Origin of the sequence: Leptolyngbya subtilissima AS-A7 (genome assembly GCF_039962255.1) — a bacterium.
In the GTDB taxonomy this organism is placed as follows: Bacteria; Cyanobacteriota; Cyanobacteriia; order Phormidesmidales; family Phormidesmidaceae; genus Nodosilinea.
Genome location: NZ_JAMPKY010000009.1, coordinates 119,006 through 137,540, shown reverse-complemented (window position 1 = coordinate 137,540; position 18,535 = coordinate 119,006). Strand labels below are relative to the sequence as shown.

The 18,535-nt window shown below is 55.9% G+C and carries 18 protein-coding genes; 7 read left to right on the top strand and 11 right to left on the bottom strand.

What is annotated here, in order from left to right; all coding sequences use genetic code 11:
- Nucleotides 1–111: 111 nt before the first annotated feature.
- Nucleotides 112–1,854 carry an ArnT family glycosyltransferase gene (locus NC979_RS19140; RefSeq protein WP_190516585.1) on the top strand — a complete coding sequence of 581 codons (1,743 nt, stop codon included), beginning with the start codon at nt 112–114 and terminating at the stop codon, nt 1,852–1,854.
- Here NC979_RS19140 and NC979_RS19135 read toward each other — a convergent pair.
- Nucleotides 1,810–2,868, bottom strand: a complete 1,059-nt coding sequence (locus tag NC979_RS19135; RefSeq protein ID WP_190516582.1) for a glycosyltransferase family 4 protein — start codon at nt 2,866–2,868, stop codon at nt 1,810–1,812. The two genes, NC979_RS19140 and NC979_RS19135, sit on opposite strands and share 45 nt — an antisense overlap.
- Before the next feature lie 319 nt (nt 2,869–3,187).
- Nucleotides 3,188–4,471 carry a serine hydroxymethyltransferase gene (gene glyA / locus NC979_RS19130; RefSeq protein WP_190516580.1) on the bottom strand — a complete coding sequence of 428 codons (1,284 nt, stop codon included), beginning with the start codon at nt 4,469–4,471 and terminating at the stop codon, nt 3,188–3,190.
- A 457-nt stretch (nt 4,472–4,928) separates the two neighbouring features.
- On the opposite strand from glyA, the gene crtB reads away from it, so the two are divergent.
- Together crtB and NC979_RS19120 are read left to right on the top strand one after the other, a co-directional pair.
- Nucleotides 4,929–5,855, top strand: a complete 927-nt coding sequence (gene crtB, locus NC979_RS19125; protein ID WP_190516578.1) for a 15-cis-phytoene synthase CrtB — start codon at nt 4,929–4,931, stop codon at nt 5,853–5,855.
- Between the two features lie 125 nt (nt 5,856–5,980).
- A complete protein-coding gene (locus NC979_RS19120; protein ID WP_190516575.1) occupies nt 5,981–6,499 on the top strand; it encodes a thiol-disulfide oxidoreductase DCC family protein in 519 nt (172 codons plus the stop codon).
- 115 nt (nt 6,500–6,614) lie between these two features.
- Here the strand turns inward: NC979_RS19120 and NC979_RS19115 are convergent, their stop codons facing one another.
- The 3 genes from NC979_RS19115 to NC979_RS19105 form a co-directional block, all read right to left on the bottom strand.
- Nucleotides 6,615–6,941, bottom strand: coding sequence for a DUF2973 domain-containing protein (locus tag NC979_RS19115; protein ID WP_190516573.1), 327 nt, complete (start codon nt 6,939–6,941; stop codon nt 6,615–6,617).
- Between the two features lie 103 nt (nt 6,942–7,044).
- On the bottom strand, nt 7,045–7,311 hold the full coding sequence (locus tag NC979_RS19110; protein ID WP_190516570.1) for a TIGR02450 family Trp-rich protein: 267 nt from the start codon (nt 7,309–7,311) through the stop codon (nt 7,045–7,047).
- A gap of 87 nt (nt 7,312–7,398) precedes the next feature.
- Complete coding sequence (locus NC979_RS19105; protein WP_190516568.1) at nt 7,399–7,851, bottom strand: hypothetical protein; 453 nt, start codon at nt 7,849–7,851, stop codon at nt 7,399–7,401.
- Between the two features lie 110 nt (nt 7,852–7,961).
- On the opposite strand from NC979_RS19105, the gene pheS reads away from it, so the two are divergent.
- The 4 genes from pheS to NC979_RS19085 all read left to right on the top strand — a co-directional run bounded on the left by pheS (nt 7,962) and on the right by NC979_RS19085 (nt 13,566).
- Nucleotides 7,962–9,407: a phenylalanine--tRNA ligase subunit alpha gene (gene pheS / locus NC979_RS19100; RefSeq protein WP_190516566.1), complete on the top strand. Its 1,446-nt coding sequence runs from the start codon at nt 7,962–7,964 to the stop codon at nt 9,405–9,407.
- Between the two features lie 66 nt (nt 9,408–9,473).
- Nucleotides 9,474–11,492 carry a sensor histidine kinase gene (locus NC979_RS19095; protein ID WP_190516563.1) on the top strand — a complete coding sequence of 673 codons (2,019 nt, stop codon included), beginning with the start codon at nt 9,474–9,476 and terminating at the stop codon, nt 11,490–11,492.
- Entirely contained in the window at nt 11,461–12,978 is a 1,518-nt protein-coding gene (locus NC979_RS19090; RefSeq protein WP_190516561.1) for a sensor histidine kinase, read from the top strand. Before NC979_RS19095 ends, NC979_RS19090 begins: the two co-directional genes overlap by 32 nt.
- A 138-nt stretch (nt 12,979–13,116) precedes the next feature.
- Nucleotides 13,117–13,566, top strand: a complete 450-nt coding sequence (locus NC979_RS19085) for a response regulator (RefSeq protein WP_190516558.1) — start codon at nt 13,117–13,119, stop codon at nt 13,564–13,566.
- Nucleotides 13,567–13,773: 207 nt separating this feature from the next.
- Here the strand turns inward: NC979_RS19085 and NC979_RS19080 are convergent, their stop codons facing one another.
- The 6 genes from NC979_RS19080 to NC979_RS19055 form a co-directional block, all read right to left on the bottom strand.
- On the bottom strand, nt 13,774–14,079 hold the full coding sequence (locus NC979_RS19080; protein WP_190516556.1) for a hypothetical protein: 306 nt from the start codon (nt 14,077–14,079) through the stop codon (nt 13,774–13,776).
- Nucleotides 14,080–14,147: 68 nt separating this feature from the next.
- Nucleotides 14,148–14,756, bottom strand: coding sequence for a hypothetical protein (locus tag NC979_RS19075; protein ID WP_190516553.1), 609 nt, complete (start codon nt 14,754–14,756; stop codon nt 14,148–14,150).
- A gap of 181 nt (nt 14,757–14,937) precedes the next feature.
- Complete coding sequence (locus NC979_RS19070; protein ID WP_190516550.1) at nt 14,938–16,107, bottom strand: MSMEG_0565 family glycosyltransferase; 1,170 nt, start codon at nt 16,105–16,107, stop codon at nt 14,938–14,940.
- Nucleotides 16,108–16,118: 11 nt separating this feature from the next.
- Entirely contained in the window at nt 16,119–16,661 is a 543-nt protein-coding gene (locus NC979_RS19065; RefSeq protein WP_190516547.1) for a Uma2 family endonuclease, read from the bottom strand.
- Between the two features lie 69 nt (nt 16,662–16,730).
- Nucleotides 16,731–17,723 carry a sll0787 family AIR synthase-like protein gene (locus NC979_RS19060; protein WP_190516545.1) on the bottom strand — a complete coding sequence of 331 codons (993 nt, stop codon included), beginning with the start codon at nt 17,721–17,723 and terminating at the stop codon, nt 16,731–16,733.
- A gap of 292 nt (nt 17,724–18,015) precedes the next feature.
- On the bottom strand, nt 18,016–18,534 hold the full coding sequence (locus NC979_RS19055) for an MSMEG_0567/Sll0786 family nitrogen starvation N-acetyltransferase (protein WP_190516541.1): 519 nt from the start codon (nt 18,532–18,534) through the stop codon (nt 18,016–18,018).
- Nucleotide 18,535 lies beyond the last annotated feature (1 nt).

The window sequence follows — 18,535 nt, the reverse complement described above, 5'->3', positions numbered from 1 at the left end:
CGCAATAGTGTCATTATGGCCATTGCAGGGAAGCCAGGAAAAGCCCGTTTGGCTCATTGGCAAAATCCCTAAAATTATGTCGCGCATTGGTTGTTTAGGGGAGGCTACCCGATGGCAGGTTGGAGCGAGGGGGATAGACCCGCCGGGGGCGATGGTCAAAAACCTGTCATCGGGGGCGATCGCAAACCGGGCTGGGCTACCGGGCTGCTAGCCCTAGTGTTAGGGGGCCTGCTCTACCGCGCTATCGTGGCGCTCTGGCTGTTTCCGGGGTTTGACGAAGCTTATTACTACCTCTACAGCCGCTACCTGAGCCTGAGCTACTTTGACCATCCACCGATGGTGGCCGTCACAACCGGGATAGGCTGGTGGCTCACAGGAGTCATTTCACCTTTCACCATTCGCCTGGGGGCGCTGCTGCTCTACTGTCTCAGCTTAGGGCTGCTGTACCTGGCGGCAACGCGGCTGTTTTCAGCGGCGGTAGGGCAGATGACCGTGGCCATTGTCACGTTGATACCGCTGTTTAACATTGGTTTTGGTATTCTCACCTCCCCCGACAACGGGCTGATTTTGTTTTGGAGTGCCACCCTGCTGGTCGCCGCTTGGGAGTTTTTTCCCTATAGCGACCGGATTGAGGACCCTAAGGCAAAAGCTTACTTACCTACTTGGCGCATTGTGCTGTTGGGGCTGACGGTGGCCCTGGCGGGGTTGAGCAAGTACCACGGCTTTGTGCTGGGCATTAGCCTAGTGGGGTTTTGTGCCGCCTATCGACCCTACCGCGCGGCGCTGCGATCGCCCTGGACGCTGCTTGCCCTGAGTGTATTCATTCTCACCCTCTTCCCCCTGTGGTACTGGAACAGCCAGAACGACTGGATTTCGTTTCGCTTTCAGCTGGGCATGAGGTTTGACAGCAACACTGCCCCCGCCGGCTTTAGCCTGGGGCAAATGGTGGGCTACTGGCTGCTGTCAAATGTTTATCTGTTTCCCCTAATTGGCTTTCCGCTGTGGTGGGTGGCGGCAAGACAGAGCGCTAAGCAGACGATGTTCTGGCGTTCCCCCGGCCTGGGCGACAGTGAAGTCCAAGAGCACTACAAACAGGGTTTCGTCCTGTGGCTATCGCTGCCGATTATGCTGCTGTTTACCCTGCTAGGGGGCAAGCAGCAGATTCTGCCAGCTTGGCCCGCCCCTGGCTACTGGGGCATCGCCATTTTGCTGGCCGCTCAGGTGCTGGTTTGGCGGCGCGATCGCCCCCGCCTCATTCGCCGTTGGCTATGGGGGTCGGGGCTATTTCTAGGCTCTCTGTCGCTTGTGGCACTGCTCCACCTCAAGCTGGGCGTTCTGCAAAAACCAAGCACCTACGCTCTGTTTGGTGGACTATTACCCGTCGAGCAGGATGGATCTACAGAACTGATCGACACGAGCCAGCTCAAGCGGCAGTTTGCCAGCAACCTAGAGATCCAAGCAGCTCTCGATGAGGTGGGGTTTGTCTTCACCAACGAATATTACCTGGGGGGCTACTTTGCCATGGCTATTCACCCTCTAGTCGATCTGCCAGTGACAGCCTTTAGCCAAGACGCGCGGGGGTTTGCCTACTGGTTTAACCCCCAGGAATGGGTGGGGCAAGATGCGCTTTATATGACGCTCGATCGCTTTGCCCAAGACGACAAAATTGTAGAGAGCTATCGCCCCCTCTTCGACAGCATTGAGCCGCTAGGCGCCGTACCGATCATGCGCGGCGGCGAAGTGACCGAGACCATTCACGTGTATCGCGCCAACAATTTGCGGCAGGCCTACCCCTACCCCTACGGTCCCTCAGCGGGTGCGCTGCCGCAGCCGCCAGCCAGTGTAGCTGAGTAGCGCGGTGGCAGCTAGGGCATAGACTAGGCCGCTGGGCATGCCCGCAAACGCCAGGGCCAAACTGCCGGCCCACAGCGTCAGCACGTAGATAAAGAGCACCGTCACCCGATGAGAGAGCCCCGCCTGGAGCAGCCGGTGGTGTAGGTGGCGCTTGTCGGCTACAAAGGGGGATTTGCCTGCTCGCAAGCGATCGACAATCACGGCCGACATATCGAGAATCGGCACCGCCAGAATTAGGTAGGGAAGCAGGACCGCAGCGGTAGTCACCGTTTTAACTAAGCCGATGACGCCGACCCCAGCTAGGGTAAAGCCCATGAAGTAGGCTCCCCCATCTCCCATGAAAATCTTGGCCGGGTTGAAGTTGTAGCGCAAAAAGCCTAAGGCTCCACCGGCTAGGGCGGCAGCAATTAGCGCCGCTGCGGGCTGGTTCATGTAGAGACTTACCACCAGCATCACAACTGCGGCGATACCCGACACCCCGGCTGCCAAGCCATCAAGGCCGTCGATCCAGTTGATGGCATTAGCCATGCCCACCAGCCACAGAATGGTCACCGGCAGGCTGATGAAGGCGGGCAGCTGGGTAAGCCCGTAGAAAGGAATCGTGAGGAAGTCGATGCTCACGCCTACGTACCAAGCCATGGTAGCCACCACCGCCTGCATAAACAGGCGGCTGAGGGGCGAGAGGCCAAACAGGTCGTCGGTAAGGCCAATTAAGAAGAAGGCTAACCCGCCGAGGGTCACCCCCCAGATCTGAAACTCTTGGGGTGGGGCTAAATGGGCTCCGGCAGCATCAATAAAGCCGCCCATAGACCATACGACCAGCAAGGCTAGCAGCGTACCAATAAAAATTGACACCCCACCCAACCGCACCATGGGCTTGTCGTGTACCTTGCGTTCGCCGGGCTGATCGACTCGCCCACTTTTAAGGCCGATGCGGCGCACGATTGGTGTCGTGCCCAGCACCACCGCGGCGGAGATACCAAAGGCCAACACGTGATACAGATAAAACGGCATCTCACTCCCCTCTATGGTTGGAGAAACTCTCTCCTGGCTAGCCACCTCCCTAGCCCAGGCCTAACCCCAGCAAACTAGTTCTTTGGCCATCGCTAATCACCTCGGGTAGCCCTAGGGACTGCCCTTAACCAAGGTCGATCAGGCCAAAGGGTAATTTGGCCCGAAACAGTCCATAGGATAGGCCGAGTCTTGTCAAATAAGCAAAAACTCCATGCAATTATGACAGATCATTAAGGAGTAACCCTAACTTTCTGCGGTTTTGCATGGAGTTAACGCCTGACCTGCGGGTCAAAGGCTTGTCCGAAAAGGTATTACACCCTTAAACCAGAGCTGGAACTAGCCCGCCCAAGTGGGCATAGAGGGGGAAGCGATCGCACAATGCCGCCACTCGACGCTTGCAGTGCTCAGCGATCGCCGCATCTTCGGGGTTGAGCAGGCGATCGGCGATGATGTTGGCGATCTCAGTGAACTCAGTCTCGCCCATGCCGCGGGTGGTCATCGCCGGAGAGCCCAGGCGCAGGCCGCTGGTGACAAAAGGCGACTCGGGGTCGTAGGGCACGGTGTTTTTGTTGGCCGTAATGTTGACCTCACTCACCAGCTGATCGGCGCGCTTGCCGGTCATGCCGATAGAGCGCAGATCGACCAGTACCAGGTGGTTGTCGGTACCGTCAGACACCACCTTGATGCCCCGCTGCTGGAGCTGAGCCGCCATGCGCTGGGCATTGGCGATTACCTGAGCAGCATAGGCACGAAACTCGGGCTTGAGGGCTTCGCCAAAGGCTACGGCCTTAGCCGCAATCACGTGCTCTAGAGGACCGCCCTGGCTGCCGGGGAACACTGCCTTGTCAAACTTTTTGCCCAGTTCGGCATCACGGGTCAAAATCAGGCCACCGCGAGGGCCGCGCAGGGTTTTGTGGGTGGTGGTGGTCACCACGTCACAGTGGGGCAGGGGGTTGGGGTGATAACCGGCAGCCACCAATCCAGCGATGTGGGCGATGTCGGCCATCAGGTAAGCACCAACTTCGTCTGCGATCGCGCGAAACTTCTCAAAATCGATCACGCGGGGGTACGCCGAATAGCCGCAGATGATCAGCTTGGGTTGGTGCTCTAGAGCCAGCTCACGGATCTGGTCAAAGTCGAGTTGTTCGGTCTCGCGGCCAACGCCGTACTGAACGACATTAAACCACTTGCCCGACACGTTCACGGGCGAGCCGTGGGTCAGGTGCCCGCCGTGGGAGAGATCCATGCCCAGAATGGTGTCGCCGGGCTGAAGCAGGGCCAGAAACACGGCAAAGTTAGCCTGGGCCCCGGAGTGGGGCTGCACGTTGGCGTGGGCGGCACCGAAGAGTTCTTTGGCGCGATCGATCGCCAACTGCTCGGCCTCATCCACAAAGGAGCAGCCACCGTAGTAGCGCTTGCCGGGCAGCCCCTCGGCATACTTGTTGGTCAATACCGATCCCTGGGCCGCTAGCACCGCAGACGAGGTAAAGTTCTCGCTGGCGATGAGCTCTAGGTGGTCGCGCTGGCGCTGTAGCTCGCGCTGAATAATGCTGGCCAGCAGCGGATCGGACTCTTGCAAAAAATCAAAGTTAGTTTGAGGCACGGGCAAGGCTCCCAACAATCGACAGAACTAGACAGACAAAGGGGACCGTTAACGGGTAGCCGATAGAGCGCCTTCCCCCAAAGCGGTGCTGCTTACTGCCCTGCAACTCCCTCAGGAATCGCTGCGCGAGGCTCAGCCCATGGTGGAGCGCAGAGAACCCACAGCGGGGGTTTGGCATCAAGCAGTTTAATACGCAGTCTATTATCTTATCTGGATGGCCTTCAAATGGGTAGTCAGCCCTTAATACGCTGGAAATAGAGAGCACGCATTTGGAATTTGCGGACAAATGTTACGGATTGCAACATATAATCTTTAGGAACGGCAGAGGCAGGGTTGCTTCGGGGAATGGGCCGATTTCAACTGTTTTGCCAAAGTTGGGTGCAGTTGTGAGAGGCTAGGTTAAGCAGAATTGCCTGTAGTCGGTTTGAGATTTATATTCTCCAGGTTTGGGTCATTAATGCTGCAACTGACGGATTCTCCCCCCATCCAATCCCTATCCTCCGTTGAGGATGCCTACGAGGTGTGCCGACGCGTCACGGCGAAATATTCCAAGACGTTTTACACCGGCACCATGCTGATGGCCCCTGCCAAGCGGCGCGCCATCTGGGCTATTTACGTCTGGTGTCGCCGCACCGATGAACTCGTGGACGGGCCGCAGGCGCAGTTCACCAGCGAAAAGACGTTGGATCGGTGGGAGTCGCAGCTAGAGTCAATTTTTGCCGGATGCCCAGTGGATGACGAGGATGTCGCCCTGGTAGATACCCTGGAGCAGTTTCCCCTCGACATTCAGCCCTTTCGCGACATGATCGCGGGCCAGCGGATGGATTTACACCGCAATCGCTACGACACCTTCGAAGACCTAGAGCTGTACTGCTACCGCGTAGCCGGCACCGTAGGGTTGATGTCGACCACAGTGATGGGCATTGATACCCAACTGCAAACTGCTCCCTGGAGCCAGCAACAGCAGCTCGACCCCACTCCCCAGGCGATCGCCCTAGGCATTGCCAACCAACTTACCAACATTCTGCGCGACGTGGGCGAAGACGCTCGCCGAGGCCGCATTTACCTACCCCTAAAGGATCTGGCCGCCTTTGACTACACCGAAGCTGACCTAGTCGCTGGTATTGTAGACGATCGCTGGCGTGCCCTCATGGCCTTTCAGATCGATCGCGCCCGTCGGTTTTACGCCGAAGCAGAGAGCGGCATTGGGCTGCTAAGTGAAGACGCTCGCTGGCCCGTGTGGGCTGCCCTAGCTCTCTACCGCCAGATTTTGGACGTGATTGAAAAAAACGGCTACGACGTGTTTACTCAGCGAGCCTACGTCCCTTCTCTGCGCAAGCTGCTTACCTTGCCCAGCACCCTGCTAAAAGCTCGGGTGCTTTAGACTGGCGACGTTTAGCCGTCTAAATCGCGAAATCTAATGGTTCTCGCAGCAGACCAAGGTCTAGGTTGTTAAGATATGTGTAGGGAATAGTTTCTTCCTTCGCACTGTCTTGGCCTCATATTTCTATGACGACTGCTGCTGCATCTTCTGCCCAAACACCCCATGCGATCGCTTGGAAAATCAAGCTGCTCTATGATGGCGACTGTCCCCTATGTCTGCGGGAAGTCAATTTTTTGCGCAAGCAAGACAACGGCCGTGGGCTGATCGCCTTTACCGATATTGCGGCTGACGACTACAACCCCGCAGACAACGGCGGTATCGATTTTGCCACGGCCATGGGTCGCATCCACGCTGTGAAGGCCGACGGCACCGTGATTCAGAATGTGGATGTGTTTCGCCAAGTCTACGCAGTTCTAGGTATTGGCTGGATCTACGCGCCTACCCGCTGGCCAATCCTTGGCCCGCTGGTCGATTGGGTCTACGGTCTGTGGGCTAACTGGCGTCTAGCGATTACCGGCAGGCCCAGTCTCAAGACGATTTTGGCCGAGCGTGAAGCCCGTCTAGCCGAGGGCTGCGGCAATCCAGAAACTGATTCTACTTCTGGGTCGGTTGACGAATCCCTTGCCAATCGCTGCCGCATTTAGAGCAGTGCCGATCTCCAGTCTCCCCAGCCAACACAAGCAGATATCAAAAAGGCTGGGTTCTCTTAAAACAGAACCCAGCCTTTTTAGTTTCAAGGAAGTTGGTTAAAGAATGGCATCAACGCTCAGACTCAGAACCGCTATCTTCTGGCTCATCGAGGGGGCTGCCAGTGCCGTTGTAGAGGGCGTCGAGCTGGTCACGGGCATCTTTTACCGAAATGGATCGCATGACCAGCAGCGGTTCGCGAATCACCTGGCCGTCTTGATCAAGCAGCTCTGGGTGGGGCATGGGGCGATCGCCTGAAGCGTTCTGCTGGCCACCGTAGGTTCTAGGCGATTGGGGATTGCGGGCGTTACCGCCAAGCAAAATCAAGTTTCTGACTAGGTTAGCGATCGCCATGATCGCCAGAACCGCAAACGCAATAATGTAAACCACGTGCCACATAGCTGCTGTCCTCTGGCGAACCTTTGCCTGTACTGACTCTAACGCGTTTCAGGTCTGCGTGCTTCGCCAGATCAAAAACTCAAATGTCAGCACCTCTTAACCTCTAGTTTAACCAAAATAAGTCTTCCTCAGCCGGGGGAGCTGACGGGTTGAGGGGTTGCCACCCCGGCTGCCAGAGGGCACGATTTTTGAGCTGTTTGGCGTTGACCCACAGCCGCACCGTGGGATCACAGGAGGCTACCAGCTCCGCAAACACCCACTGGCCATCCTGCTTGCGGTTGGTCACCTGAAAATGTCGCCAGCCGTCGGTCTTCTGGCAGGCCGTCCATTTTGAGCCGAGCAGGTGGGGATATTTTTGCTTGCGGGGCATTGGGGGAGTGGGAGGGTAGGGAGTGGGAGGGTAGGGAGTTTTGAGTTGTGTCAGAAAAATTAAACACTCAAAACACTCACCTCTCTCCTATCGTATACCGCTGGCTTCGAGGCGTTTTTTGATGCCGCCCATGTGCACGGCTCGGGTGCTGATCTGAGCCTGCTTGTCACTTAGCAGCACGTAGACACGGCCGGAGAGGAGCTGACGCACAAAGGGACGGCGGTAGACCAAGATGCCCTCTAGGTTGGCTTCGGCATCTTCGGTGTAGCCCATCTCAGCTAGGGCAGCATCTAGCTCCCGCTTGAAGGTTTTGCGGCTGTTGATGGGCAGGATCAACGTGGTGCTGCGGTTACCGAAAGCACCTAAGAGGCCGCCCGCCGTGCCAAATAGGGTGCCGTATAGGTTGGGCAAACCAGTGTCTAAGCCAATGCCGAGAGAGTTGACCGCCAGCAGGGCTGTAACTAGAGCAGTGCCAGAAAAGTAATACAGAAACGTGAAGCCGAAACCGGGACCGGAGGGCAGAGTAGGCTCGTCAGACATAGTGGAAAAATCCCTTGAATCCGGGCAGTGGTGTCTATCTTTTCATCAATGTTGGCCCTTGGGAATGGGGGAAGATTGATAGGCTGATAGAGATTTTCTCAACCTTGGCTATGCTCGACTTGCTTCAGCTCACTGGCAAACAGCGGCAGTTTATCGACCTGTTGCAGCAGCACCAAACGGTGGCGAGTCTGCGATCGCTCTGTGCCCAAGCCGGGTTTGACTTCAACTTTATCAATGGTTTTTTGCTCAGCGGGGCTCTAAATGGCTATGTGCAGTGGCAGGAGCATACCCAGCAAACCTGGGCGCTAACGGCCAAAGGAGAGGATTTGGCCGGCGTGCTGCCGGGGTCTCTGCTGGCGGATCGGCTGCTGGCAGGCCAGTGCGATCGCGCCCAGCTCCAGGCTGAGCTCGGCCCTGCCTTTAGCCTCAACTACGGTGCCCTGCGGCGCGAGCAGGCCGTCGATTTGATTGATGGCGATGGCGAAGGGACTGTGGCCGTGCTGAAGTCGTCGGTGTTGGGTGCCTACCAGCAGCGGCAGGGAGTGTTTGAGGCGATCGCAGCGGGCAAAGATCTAGATTCCAGCGCGGCGTCCTCGCTGGAATGGCTCCAGCAGCAGGGTTACATCATCAGTCGGGTCGAGACAGACTACAGCCTCACTGTGCTCCCGGCCTTGCAAACCCTGGACCTGGGGGATGTGGTGACGACCCTGACCAGCGAGCTAATTTTGTCGGGCCAGTGGCGGCAGGCCGACCTCAAGCCCTACGACATTCACGCCGAGGTGCCCAATGTCGCCTATGGACGACCCACCATTCTCACCCAGTGCATTCAGCGCATCCGCGATATTTTCTTGAACATGGGCTTCGACGAGATGTCGGGCTATATGGTGGAGTCGGCCTTTTGGAATTTCGACGCCCTGTTTACCCCCCAAGACCACCCGGCCCGCGAGGTGCAGGACACCTTTTATCTGGCCAACCCCCAGACCCTACCCCTCCCGGATGACCCGGCTCTAGTGCAGCGAGTCAAACAGGTGCACGAAGCCAACTACGGCGGCCAGTGGACCGAGGCCGAAGCCAGCCGCGCCATTCTGCGGGCTCACACCACGACCTCTACCGCCCGCCGCTTGCACCAGCTCCAGGGCAAAGACGGCAAATACTTCTCCATCGATCGCGTCTTTCGCAACGAAACCGTCGATCGCACGCACCTAGCCGAGTTCCACCAGATCGAAGGCGTGGTGGTGGGTGAACTGCTCAGCGTGCGCACGCTGATGGGCTACCTGACCTATTTCTACGAGCGGCTAGGGTTTAAGGATCTGAAGTTTAAGCCTACCTACAACCCCTATACGGAGCCGTCGCTGGAGGTGTTTGCCTATCATCCACCCAGCGATCGCTACATTGAAGTTGGCAATTCGGGCCTATTCCGCCAAGAAATGCTCGCCCCCCTAGGCTGCGGCGAAAAAGCCACCGTCGCCTGGGGCCTCGGTCTAGAGCGCATTGCGATGCTGCTCTACGACGTAGAAAAGCTCTCCGACTTAATTGGCCCTGACATTCGCCTTTAAGGTTCAGCACCTGGGCCGCGTTGACCCTCAGGTTGGCGCTGCTGGGGAGCGCAGTAGCATAAAAGCATGATTCTTATCGTTCCTCAAACCCAGTTTCGCCGTAGGCTGACCCGCGCGATCGCCCTACCCATCGTCCTACTGCTGCTTTTGTCAGGTATTTCCATCTGGCAAACCACTCGGCTATTGTCGGCCTTGGACTGGGTAGACCACACAAGCAGGGTGATTTCGCAAGCCAACTCGGCTCAAAATCTGCTGTTGGATATGGAAACTGGCTTTCGGGGGTATCTGCTGACCGGCGAGCAAGAGTTTTTGGAACCTTACGAGCAAGCTAACCGGTTAATTGAGCCCAGGCTGGAGGAGTTAAAGACTTTAGTTTCAGACAATCCGAGCCAGGTTGAGCGAGTTGTTGAACTGACGGCATCCTTTCAACGGTGGGAACAACAGGTTTTACCTGCCATTGCCCGCCGGCAGCGGGGCGAGTTAGAACCGTTAAGTGATCTCAGGGGCCGAAAACAGATCATGGATCAAATGCGGCAACAGATCGCTGCATTTATCTCCACGGAGGAGCGGCTGCGAAACCAGCGCAGTCAGACGGCTCAGGCGACGACTCAATCCGTTATTTTGACCAGTTTGCTTTTGGCAGCTGGCATCGGTGCCATGCTTGCCTATTTCATCTACCGCCAAATTTTATGGGTCTCGCGGGTTTACAAAGATGCCCTGCAAACAGCCCAATTGAGAACTCAAGAAGCTGAACAATCGGCCATTTCACTCCAGCGCAGCGCTCGACGACTGGCGGCTCTACACGACATTGACCGAGCAATATTAGCCGCAGAGCTGGACAGACCTCTGATCGGCAAAGCCCTTACCAAAATGCGCCAAGTTGTGAAGTTCCAACAGGCGTTTGTGGCTATTTTCGACTTAGAGACCGAAACCGCTCAAGTCTTGGCCAGCAATAGCCAGGTCGGCGAACTGGCCCTGCCGGTGGGCACTCGTCTCACCGTTGCCGACTTTGCCCTCGAGCAGACCATGCTCAACGGCGTTCGCTACGTTCAAAATCTGTCCACCGCAGAAGCCTGCCCACCGGTACTGGTGCAGTTGAGAGCCCAGGGATTTTTAAGCTGCCTAAGTGTGCCCCTCCGGGTAGACCACACCCTCGTGGGCGAACTCAACCTGGCATCGACTGAGCCGGCTGCCTTTGACGAAGAAGCCCAGGAGATTGCCTTTGAGGTGGCCAACCAGCTGGCGATCGCCCTAGAGCAGACCCGGCTTCGCACCCAGCTTCAAAACTATGCGGCGCTACTAGAGCAACGGGTTAGCGATCGCACCGCTCAGCTAGAAGAAACCAACCAGGAACTAGAAGCGTTTACCTACTCGGTTTCCCACGATTTGCGCGCGCCGCTGCGCACCATTCATGGGTTTGCCAACGCCCTGATCGAAGACTGCGGTGAGCAGCTAGACGACCTGGGCCGCAACTATATCGCTTCCATCATGGAAGATGCGGCGCAGATGAATGGACTAATCAGCGACTTACTAAACTACAGCCGTCTCACTCGCACTCAAATTAGTCTACAGCCCACAAAACTAGCTGAAGTCGTAGAAGACGCTTTGAAGCAGCTAACGGCTCAAATTCAGGAAAAGCAGGCTCAGATTGAGGTTGCGGCAGCCTTGCCTGGGGTCATGGCCCATCGCTCAACCCTCATTCAAGCCGTGACCAACTTAATCGGCAATGCAATCAAGTTTGTTGAGCCCACTACCCAACCACAGATAGATATTTTTGCCGAAGAAACGTATCACAATGGGCGCCGCTGGATACGAATGTGGATCGTAGACAACGGCATTGGCATTGCACCCGAACACCAAGAGCGAGTCTTCCGCGTCTTTGAACGTCTGCATGGGGCCGAGAGCTACCCCGGCACGGGCATTGGCCTAGCCATTGTGCGCAAAGGGCTAGAGCGGATGGGCGGGCAAGTCGGAGTGGAATCGCAACTGGGCCGCGGCAGTCGGTTTTGGATTGCGTTACCAATGGCTGTTCCCCCATCCCATAATTTGACCCATGACCCAACCCCTCCGAATTCTTCTTATTGACGACAACCGCAGCGATCGCCTCCTAGTGCTGCGAGAATTAAAGCGTGAATTTGACCAGCTAGACGTTCAGCAAATTAACAGCTCCGGTGAATTTAGTCGGGCCATCAAATCAGGCAACTTCGACGCCGTGGTGACCGACTTTCAACTGCGCTGGACCACCGGACTAGACATTCTAGAAACGGTGAGACAACATTATCCCCGCTGCCCAGTAGTTATGTTTACCAATACCGGCACCGAGGAAGTTGCCGTCGAAGCAATGAAGCTAGGCCTCGACGACTACATTCTTAAAGAACCCAATCGCTACATCCGCGTACCGACTGCCGTTCGAATTGCGCTAGAACGGCGGCAAGTACAACAACGAGCTGCCCTGTTAGAAATTCGCCTACAGGGATTGCTGAATCAGGTCAAAATCGGCATTTTTCGCTCTAATTCAGAGGGCACCCTGCTGGAGGCAAATCGTGCTTTTCTAGAGTTATTGGGCGCAGAGTCACTGGCTCAAGCGAGCGAACTCAATTTGATTGATACTCGCCATTACTACAGTCTTTTAATCGATTTACCGCCCCCCCAGCAGCAGGAGCAAGAAGTGCAGCTGCACAGAAGCAATGGAACTGAATTTTGGGCCCTTTTAACCACAACCTTGAATACGGTTGAAGGCATTACCGTTATCGATGGCCTGATCGAAGACATTACAGAGCGCAAGCAAGGTGAAGTAGCCCTGCAAGAACTCAACGCCACCTTAGAAGCACGGGTGCAAAAACGAACGGCCGAACTGGAAGCGGTAAATCAGGATCTCGAAGAGTTCACCTATTCCATCTCCCATGATTTGCGTGCCCCCCTGCGAGCCATTCAAGGCTTTGCTCAAATTTTGTTAGAAGACATTGGTCCTTCCTTAGATGCGAGCAACTCAGAATGCTTGCAGCGGATTTTGGCTAACACCAAGCAGCTAAATACTCTGATTACCGACCTACTCGCCTACAGCCGCATGAGACGGGTTGAAGTTGCCCTAGAGCCGGTCAATCTATCCGTCGCTCTAACAGATGTATTAGCGACCTTGAAGCCGGAGCTGCAAGAACGCCAGGCTCAAATCGATCTCGAAGAACCGCTGCCGATGGTTCGAGCCAATCGCCCCATGCTCAATCAGGTCTTGATCAACTTACTGTTGAATGCGGTTAAGTTTGTGGCCGATGGTGTGCAGCCCCAGGTACGAGTCTGGGCGGTTGAAAACCGGCCGGACGAAGCGGCAGGGGAGCCATCGACCGTTCGTTTATACCTGGAGGACAATGGCATTGGTATTGCGTCAGAGCACCAGCAGCAAATCTTTAGCCCCTTTGCTCGGCTGCACAGCGAAGCAGACTATCCAGGGACTGGAATTGGGCTAGCGATCGCCCGCAAAGGCATAGAGCGCATGGGTGGGCAAATAGGCGTTGAATCCCAACTCGGGCAGGGCAGCCGATTTTGGATAGAGTTACCTGCTGGAAAGCCGTAAGGCGCGCCCGATTTTGGTTGCAAGGTCTGATCCATCTCTAAATTAGTAGCCTTGAGTTGCCATACTGAATAGCGTGAATAATTTCTCCAGTTTTTCCTGAATCAAACTAATCATCACTCCCCCGGCTGCCCCTCTCCCATGAGCACAGAACACACCATATTACTGGTCGAAGACAATCCTAAGGATGTTTTTTTAGTTCAGCGGGCCTTTCGCAAAGCTAATATCACCACCTTGGTACAGGTGGTCAGCGACGGTGATGCAGCACTTCAGTACCTCAACGGAGAAGCGCCCTACAGCGATCGCGCCACCTATCCATTGCCTGTATTTGTACTGCTCGATCTCAAGCTGCCGCGGCGATCGGGGGCCGAAGTATTAGCCTGGATTCGCCAACAGCCCCAACTCCGGCGCTTGCCCGTGGTGGCGCTCACCTCATCCAGAGAATATACCGATGTCAATCGCCTCTACGACTTGGGTGCCAACGCCTACATTGCTAAACCGCCCGACTTTGATCAGCTAGTCGATATCCTTAAAACGCTAAATCTCCACTGGATTACCTATAACGAAAAACCCCAGCTGGGTCTGATGTAAACCAAAAGAGTGCCAACCATGACAGGCCAGAGGCCCATCTCACAAAAGTTGGTCATTTGCGTCTTGGGATTCTCTGGGAAATTCTTGTGGAATAGCCGTCTCGGCTGTCCAATCTTCAACAATCGCCCATAGCGATCGCTCGGAGCCCTTTGAATACCCTAGCTGCCTTGGAGCACTTAACCAACGTGAGGGTGGCTGTACCTTGTTCTAAGCGGCAGCGTCTTTGGGCTCATCGTCGTTGAGCTTATTGTCTAGGACACTTACCAGCGTCTCTAGATCCAGCGTAAGCTGCTCAGTGGGTTCAGAATCAGCGCTATCTTCCGAAGGAGCCTCAGAATCACTCTCAGCCGATGTCGCTGCTTCATCGCGCTCTAACCAGGGCGAATCGAAGTGGTGCCAGGGGAGCACAGGCTCGTTGGGCAAACTCTCAGTGAGCACGGTAATGTTGCTCGCATCGGGCTCGGGCAACGCCACGCGCCGCTCTAGAGTCGTTTCTTGCTGTCCATCACTCATACTGGTTCCCGCTAAATGCGGTCAAAAACGTTAGAGCCAGAGCTTCTAGCAGAGTCTCTAGACTGGCGCTAGATTAACCCAGAAGATGACCCGGTAGCCACGTAAATTACCAGGATATGTACCAGCATGATAACAGTTGTGCTCCAGATGGTGTAGGCCGCATATTTAAGGCTTTGCGAAGTATCTTCAAGCCGTTGCTTATTGGCGTTGTAGGTTTCAGACAGATTGACCAGCATTTGCAGCTGGTAATCTTGCTCAGATAAGGCCAGATAGGTTTCTAAAAACTTACGATCTTCTAGGTTGGGAGTAACGGCCACCTGACGGGGTAAAAATGCTCCCATCAGCAGCGAGAAGCTAGCCAAGAACCCAACAATTTCGGCGATACTAAACACGCTACCGCTCACCAGCAACCGTGAAATGCTGAGGCTCGTCAGCAGCGCCCCATTGGCCACAAACAAGATATTAAGCTTGGTGGTCAAAATTTGGCTTTGCTCATTTTGCTCGCGCAGCACCATACGCACGTCTTGAGCTGCCAGAGCCAGCGTCGCTGGGGGAATGGTTAGCGGCTCGGGGGCTGGCTCTTCGACGGGCAAACTGAGCTGCACCTCATCGGGCGAAGCATCGACTAGAGGAGGCAGTGTATCGGCAGGGGCAGGGGTAGAAACAGCATTGACCATGGCAGCAGCCACTCAGACGACCCTCTTGAGGTGAACAAATGGATTGGAACCCTAACAAGTTCCAGAAACTCAGTTTTGTAAAATTTGACCGGCAACCGTGCTCTAATTAACGGCGGCTGCCCTGCATCTATGGTAGTCAGAATTCTCTCTGCTGAGCGGGGTTTGAGTGGCAAATTCGACGCTATATCAAGGTTTGGTAGTGAGTTACGTGCAGGCTAGCCGATTTTTCCCAGGTGTAGTTGGGCAGCACCGCCTGACTATGCTGGACGAGCTGATCTGCTGTCCTAGGGTCTATTGCCGCAACCATGGCAGCGGCAATAGCAGAGGGCAAGTCGGGATTGACTAATAGAGCCTGGCTTGAGCTAAGAAATTCGGTAAACGGAGGCTGGTCAGCGGTGATGACGGGTAAGCCTGAGGCGATCGCCTCTAACACCACCAACCCCCAGCCCTCTTTGGTCGAAGGAAAGCAAAACACATCGGCGGCGCGGTAAAGCGCAGGTAAATCTTCATCGGGAATCACCCCTGGGAGCAGGACGGATTGACCCATCAATGGGCCGTGCTGCTGCTCTAGATCTTTTGCCCGGGCAAAGAACGTTTGCCGGTAGGGTTCGTAGTCAAATAGGGTGGCTCCACCGGCAATGACAAGCTGCGCCTGGGGATGGGTGGTGAGCACCTGGGCAAACGCTTCTAGCAAACGAATAGAATTCTTGCGCGGCTCAATGCCCCCCACGGTGAGAAAGATAGGCGATCCGCTCAGGCCGTAGCGAACTTTGAGAGCCTCTTCTTGGTCGGAGGGAATTGGAGAGAATCGCCGCAGATCCACGCCGTTGAGCACTCGGGGGGCTTCGATAGCGTACTCGTCTCGGAGAGCCTGGTGCCAGCGATCGCTTACGCACAAACACAGATCAGGATCCCGAATCGACTTATCTTGGCACTGCTGAAGGTAAACGCTGGCGTAGTCTTCGATGTGGTGAACAGTACGCACTACGTTGGGCACTCGGCCCTGCTGCCGCAGCTGCACCAGGGCATTGGCACCAATACAGTCTTGGGCGTGGTAGATATCGTGGCGATCGGGACAAGCCAAAAAGTAATCGACAAATTCTTGAATGCGCTGGCGAATCAGCGCGTCGATAGCCTGGTCAGGGGATAGGCCAGCCGGGGGCGGTTTGGCAGGTACTAACTGAACCTTGGCTGGAATCGCTCGATCGAAGCCTTGGCCGTCTTTATCGAGGGCGTAAACGCAGACTTGATGCCCCAGTTCTGTCAGCGCCGTTGCCAACTCCAGCGTATGCACAACGCTACCGCGTAGCTTGGTGGCGTAGGTCAGCAGAGCAACCCGAAGAGGGACCATTAGAGGATTAATCATCTAAAAATCTCAGCAACCGTAAGCGATAGCTCAACACCCTCAATTGTGGGCAGCCGCGCCTCTCCTTCGAGAAATTGCACCCGTTGGTCGGGCCAGACAATCAGCACGGTCTCCTCAGCAGGGTCAATTAGCCAACCGAGTTCGGTGCCATGCTGAGCACAGTGGAGCAAGTTGCTGAGCACCCGAGACTGGCTTTGCTCAGGCGATAAAATTTCAATCGACCAGTCGGGGGGAAGGTCAAACCGATTGACAATTCGCCCAGACGGCTGGCGAGGAATGCGAAGCCATCGAAAGACTGCCACGTCGGGCACCACCGATTTGTTGCCAAAGGTACAGCGCAGTTCTGGAAACGCCATAGCCACAGTGGCTTGCCTGGCCTGCTGGTTTATAGTCTCACAAAGCTGGCCTTGTAATAGGCTGTGTTCTCCCTGGGGCATGGGCTTTTGAAAAATTTTGCCGTTGATAAATTCTGAGGCGGGCTTGGTCTCAGGGAGTTCTAAAAACTCGTTGAGAGTGAGTAGTTGGGTGGCAATGGTCATCGGCAACACCTCGCAACGGAAAACCAGCGATACTCTCTTTCTAGCTTATGCAGATTGCGCGTCATTGGTTTATCTAGGCTGGTCGCCGCCGCTAAAGCCGGTAAGTGGTTCGGTGGCGAAATCCCAGAAGCAACAGGTTGCATCGCCTAGATGGAGGGTGAGGGTTTGGCCTTCAGTAATTTTGCCCACGGGTTCACATACCAATCCTTGGTTGTGGAACGGGGGCTGTATTTGTTCTACAGCTTCGGGGCGCACGCTGAGCAGATAGCCGTAGCTGGGGAAGCTAAGTAGCCACGGCAGCAGGTCTACTTGAGGGGGTGGGGCGGTCGCCCCTAAATCCAGCACAGCCCCGCAGTTCGAAGTCTCCATCAGCATGAGGGTGGTGCCGATGATGCCGCCCATGCTGATGTCTTTGCCGGTGTCGCAGAGGCCCGATTCGGCTAGGGTGGGCAGCAGCTCTAGGTTGGCTTGCAGGCGATCGCGATCGCAATCCGTCGCCGCATTCCAAAACGAGTACTGAGGATGCATGTGCCCCTGCATGTCGGTGACGTGGAGCAGCACATCTCCCGGTTGAGCGCTGAAACTGGTGATCAGGCGCTGGGCCCGGCCCAGAATGGCGACTGATAGAGCTTCGTAGGGGCTGTGGCAACTGGTGTGGCCACCCACAATCGGCACGTTGAAGGCTTGGGAGGCAGCGACCATGCCCTGCCAAAGGGGATCTATTGATGCTGCGGACTGGGCCCAGATGGTGTCAACTACAGCGATCGGCCGGCCCCCCATCGCGTAGATGTCACTGACGTTGACCATTACGGCGCACCAACCGGCAAACCAGGGATCGGTCTCCACAAGGGTGGGCCACATGCCTTCGGCGGCCAGCAGCAGGTAGCCGTCGCCATCGGGGATGGCAGCGCAGTCATCCCCCAGCAAGATAGGTTCTTGGGTAGTGGAACGCACGTGGGCACCCAGGCGATCCGCTGCTGTTTGGATGTCTTGCTTGTGGAGAATGCCGAGCGATCGCCGTAGTTCAGCGGCCAGTTCCCATAGCTTTAGCTCGTCTGACATAAATGCTTGAGGGATGCTTGGAGAGGTTACCTGATGGGGCATGGAATGTGTTGCTAGCGAAGGCGAGTGGGAAGAAAGCCAGATCTACCGCTGGGGCCATTTCGCTGGCCCCAGACCCCCTTCTCGAAGGGACGTCGCCCCTACTGGGGCGCAAATCAACATCCGCCGCCCTTCACCCCACGGAAAGGATTGACTGATCATCGGGTTAAACTTATGTTCTGCAAAGTGGCTAGTGGGAAGCTTTCAACCAGTTCTTAGTCTGCGCGCATCCACCCATCCACCCATCCACACTTCACGACACCTGCTGCACCGACCAAGGCAGAACGGGCCGCATCTCATCGCCGGGGGGATAGTGGGCTAGATCGGCTTCCATCAGGTGGTGGTTGCGATCGCACAGCACCATTTCCTCTAGCGAGTCCCAGTGGAGGCGTTGGAAGAAGCGGACGTTTTGCTCTTGAACGGTGGCGAGGAAGCGATCGCAGCCCCAGGTATTTGCCGTGGTCACTGCCTTGTGAATCAATCCTTTGCCGATGCGCCCTACCCGGCGATAGTGGGGATGCACCCCCAGCCGTCCGCCGTACCAGAGCCGCGGCGATTTTTCGTAAATGCGCACCACACCCACTACGCGATTTTCCAAGGATGCCTCGTGGTCGATGGCGACGATGGGATAGGCCACACCGTCGAGGGTATCGGCGTCGTCGTGATCAAATAGCCCCTGTTCTTCGCAAAAAATAGCCTGACGTAGGGCAAAGTAGCCTTCTAAGTCGTGGGGAGTTTTAGCCAGTTCAAAGCTATAGCGATGGAGAGCCATA

What these genes read in the sequence shown, in the direction of transcription:
- NC979_RS19140 (WP_190516585.1), top strand. Translation starts at nt 112, where the DNA reads ATGGCAGGTTGGAGCGAGGGGGATAGACCCGCCGGGGGCGATGGTCAA.
- NC979_RS19135 (WP_190516582.1), bottom strand. Translation starts at nt 2,868, where the DNA reads ATGCCGTTTTATCTGTATCACGTGTTGGCCTTTGGTATCTCCGCCGCG.
- crtB (WP_190516578.1), top strand. Translation starts at nt 4,929, where the DNA reads ATGCTGCAACTGACGGATTCTCCCCCCATCCAATCCCTATCCTCCGTT.
- NC979_RS19120 (WP_190516575.1), top strand. Translation starts at nt 5,981, where the DNA reads ATGACGACTGCTGCTGCATCTTCTGCCCAAACACCCCATGCGATCGCT.
- NC979_RS19115 (WP_190516573.1), bottom strand. Translation starts at nt 6,941, where the DNA reads ATGTGGCACGTGGTTTACATTATTGCGTTTGCGGTTCTGGCGATCATG.
- NC979_RS19110 (WP_190516570.1), bottom strand. Translation starts at nt 7,311, where the DNA reads ATGCCCCGCAAGCAAAAATATCCCCACCTGCTCGGCTCAAAATGGACG.
- NC979_RS19105 (WP_190516568.1), bottom strand. Translation starts at nt 7,851, where the DNA reads ATGTCTGACGAGCCTACTCTGCCCTCCGGTCCCGGTTTCGGCTTCACG.
- pheS (WP_190516566.1), top strand. Translation starts at nt 7,962, where the DNA reads ATGCTCGACTTGCTTCAGCTCACTGGCAAACAGCGGCAGTTTATCGAC.
- NC979_RS19095 (WP_190516563.1), top strand. Translation starts at nt 9,474, where the DNA reads ATGATTCTTATCGTTCCTCAAACCCAGTTTCGCCGTAGGCTGACCCGC.
- NC979_RS19090 (WP_190516561.1), top strand. Translation starts at nt 11,461, where the DNA reads ATGACCCAACCCCTCCGAATTCTTCTTATTGACGACAACCGCAGCGAT.
- NC979_RS19085 (WP_190516558.1), top strand. Translation starts at nt 13,117, where the DNA reads ATGAGCACAGAACACACCATATTACTGGTCGAAGACAATCCTAAGGAT.
- NC979_RS19080 (WP_190516556.1), bottom strand. Translation starts at nt 14,079, where the DNA reads ATGAGTGATGGACAGCAAGAAACGACTCTAGAGCGGCGCGTGGCGTTG.
- NC979_RS19075 (WP_190516553.1), bottom strand. Translation starts at nt 14,756, where the DNA reads ATGGTCAATGCTGTTTCTACCCCTGCCCCTGCCGATACACTGCCTCCT.
- NC979_RS19070 (WP_190516550.1), bottom strand. Translation starts at nt 16,107, where the DNA reads ATGGTCCCTCTTCGGGTTGCTCTGCTGACCTACGCCACCAAGCTACGC.
- NC979_RS19065 (WP_190516547.1), bottom strand. Translation starts at nt 16,661, where the DNA reads ATGACCATTGCCACCCAACTACTCACTCTCAACGAGTTTTTAGAACTC.
- NC979_RS19060 (WP_190516545.1), bottom strand. Translation starts at nt 17,723, where the DNA reads ATGTCAGACGAGCTAAAGCTATGGGAACTGGCCGCTGAACTACGGCGA.
- NC979_RS19055 (WP_190516541.1), bottom strand. Translation starts at nt 18,534, where the DNA reads ATGGCTCTCCATCGCTATAGCTTTGAACTGGCTAAAACTCCCCACGAC.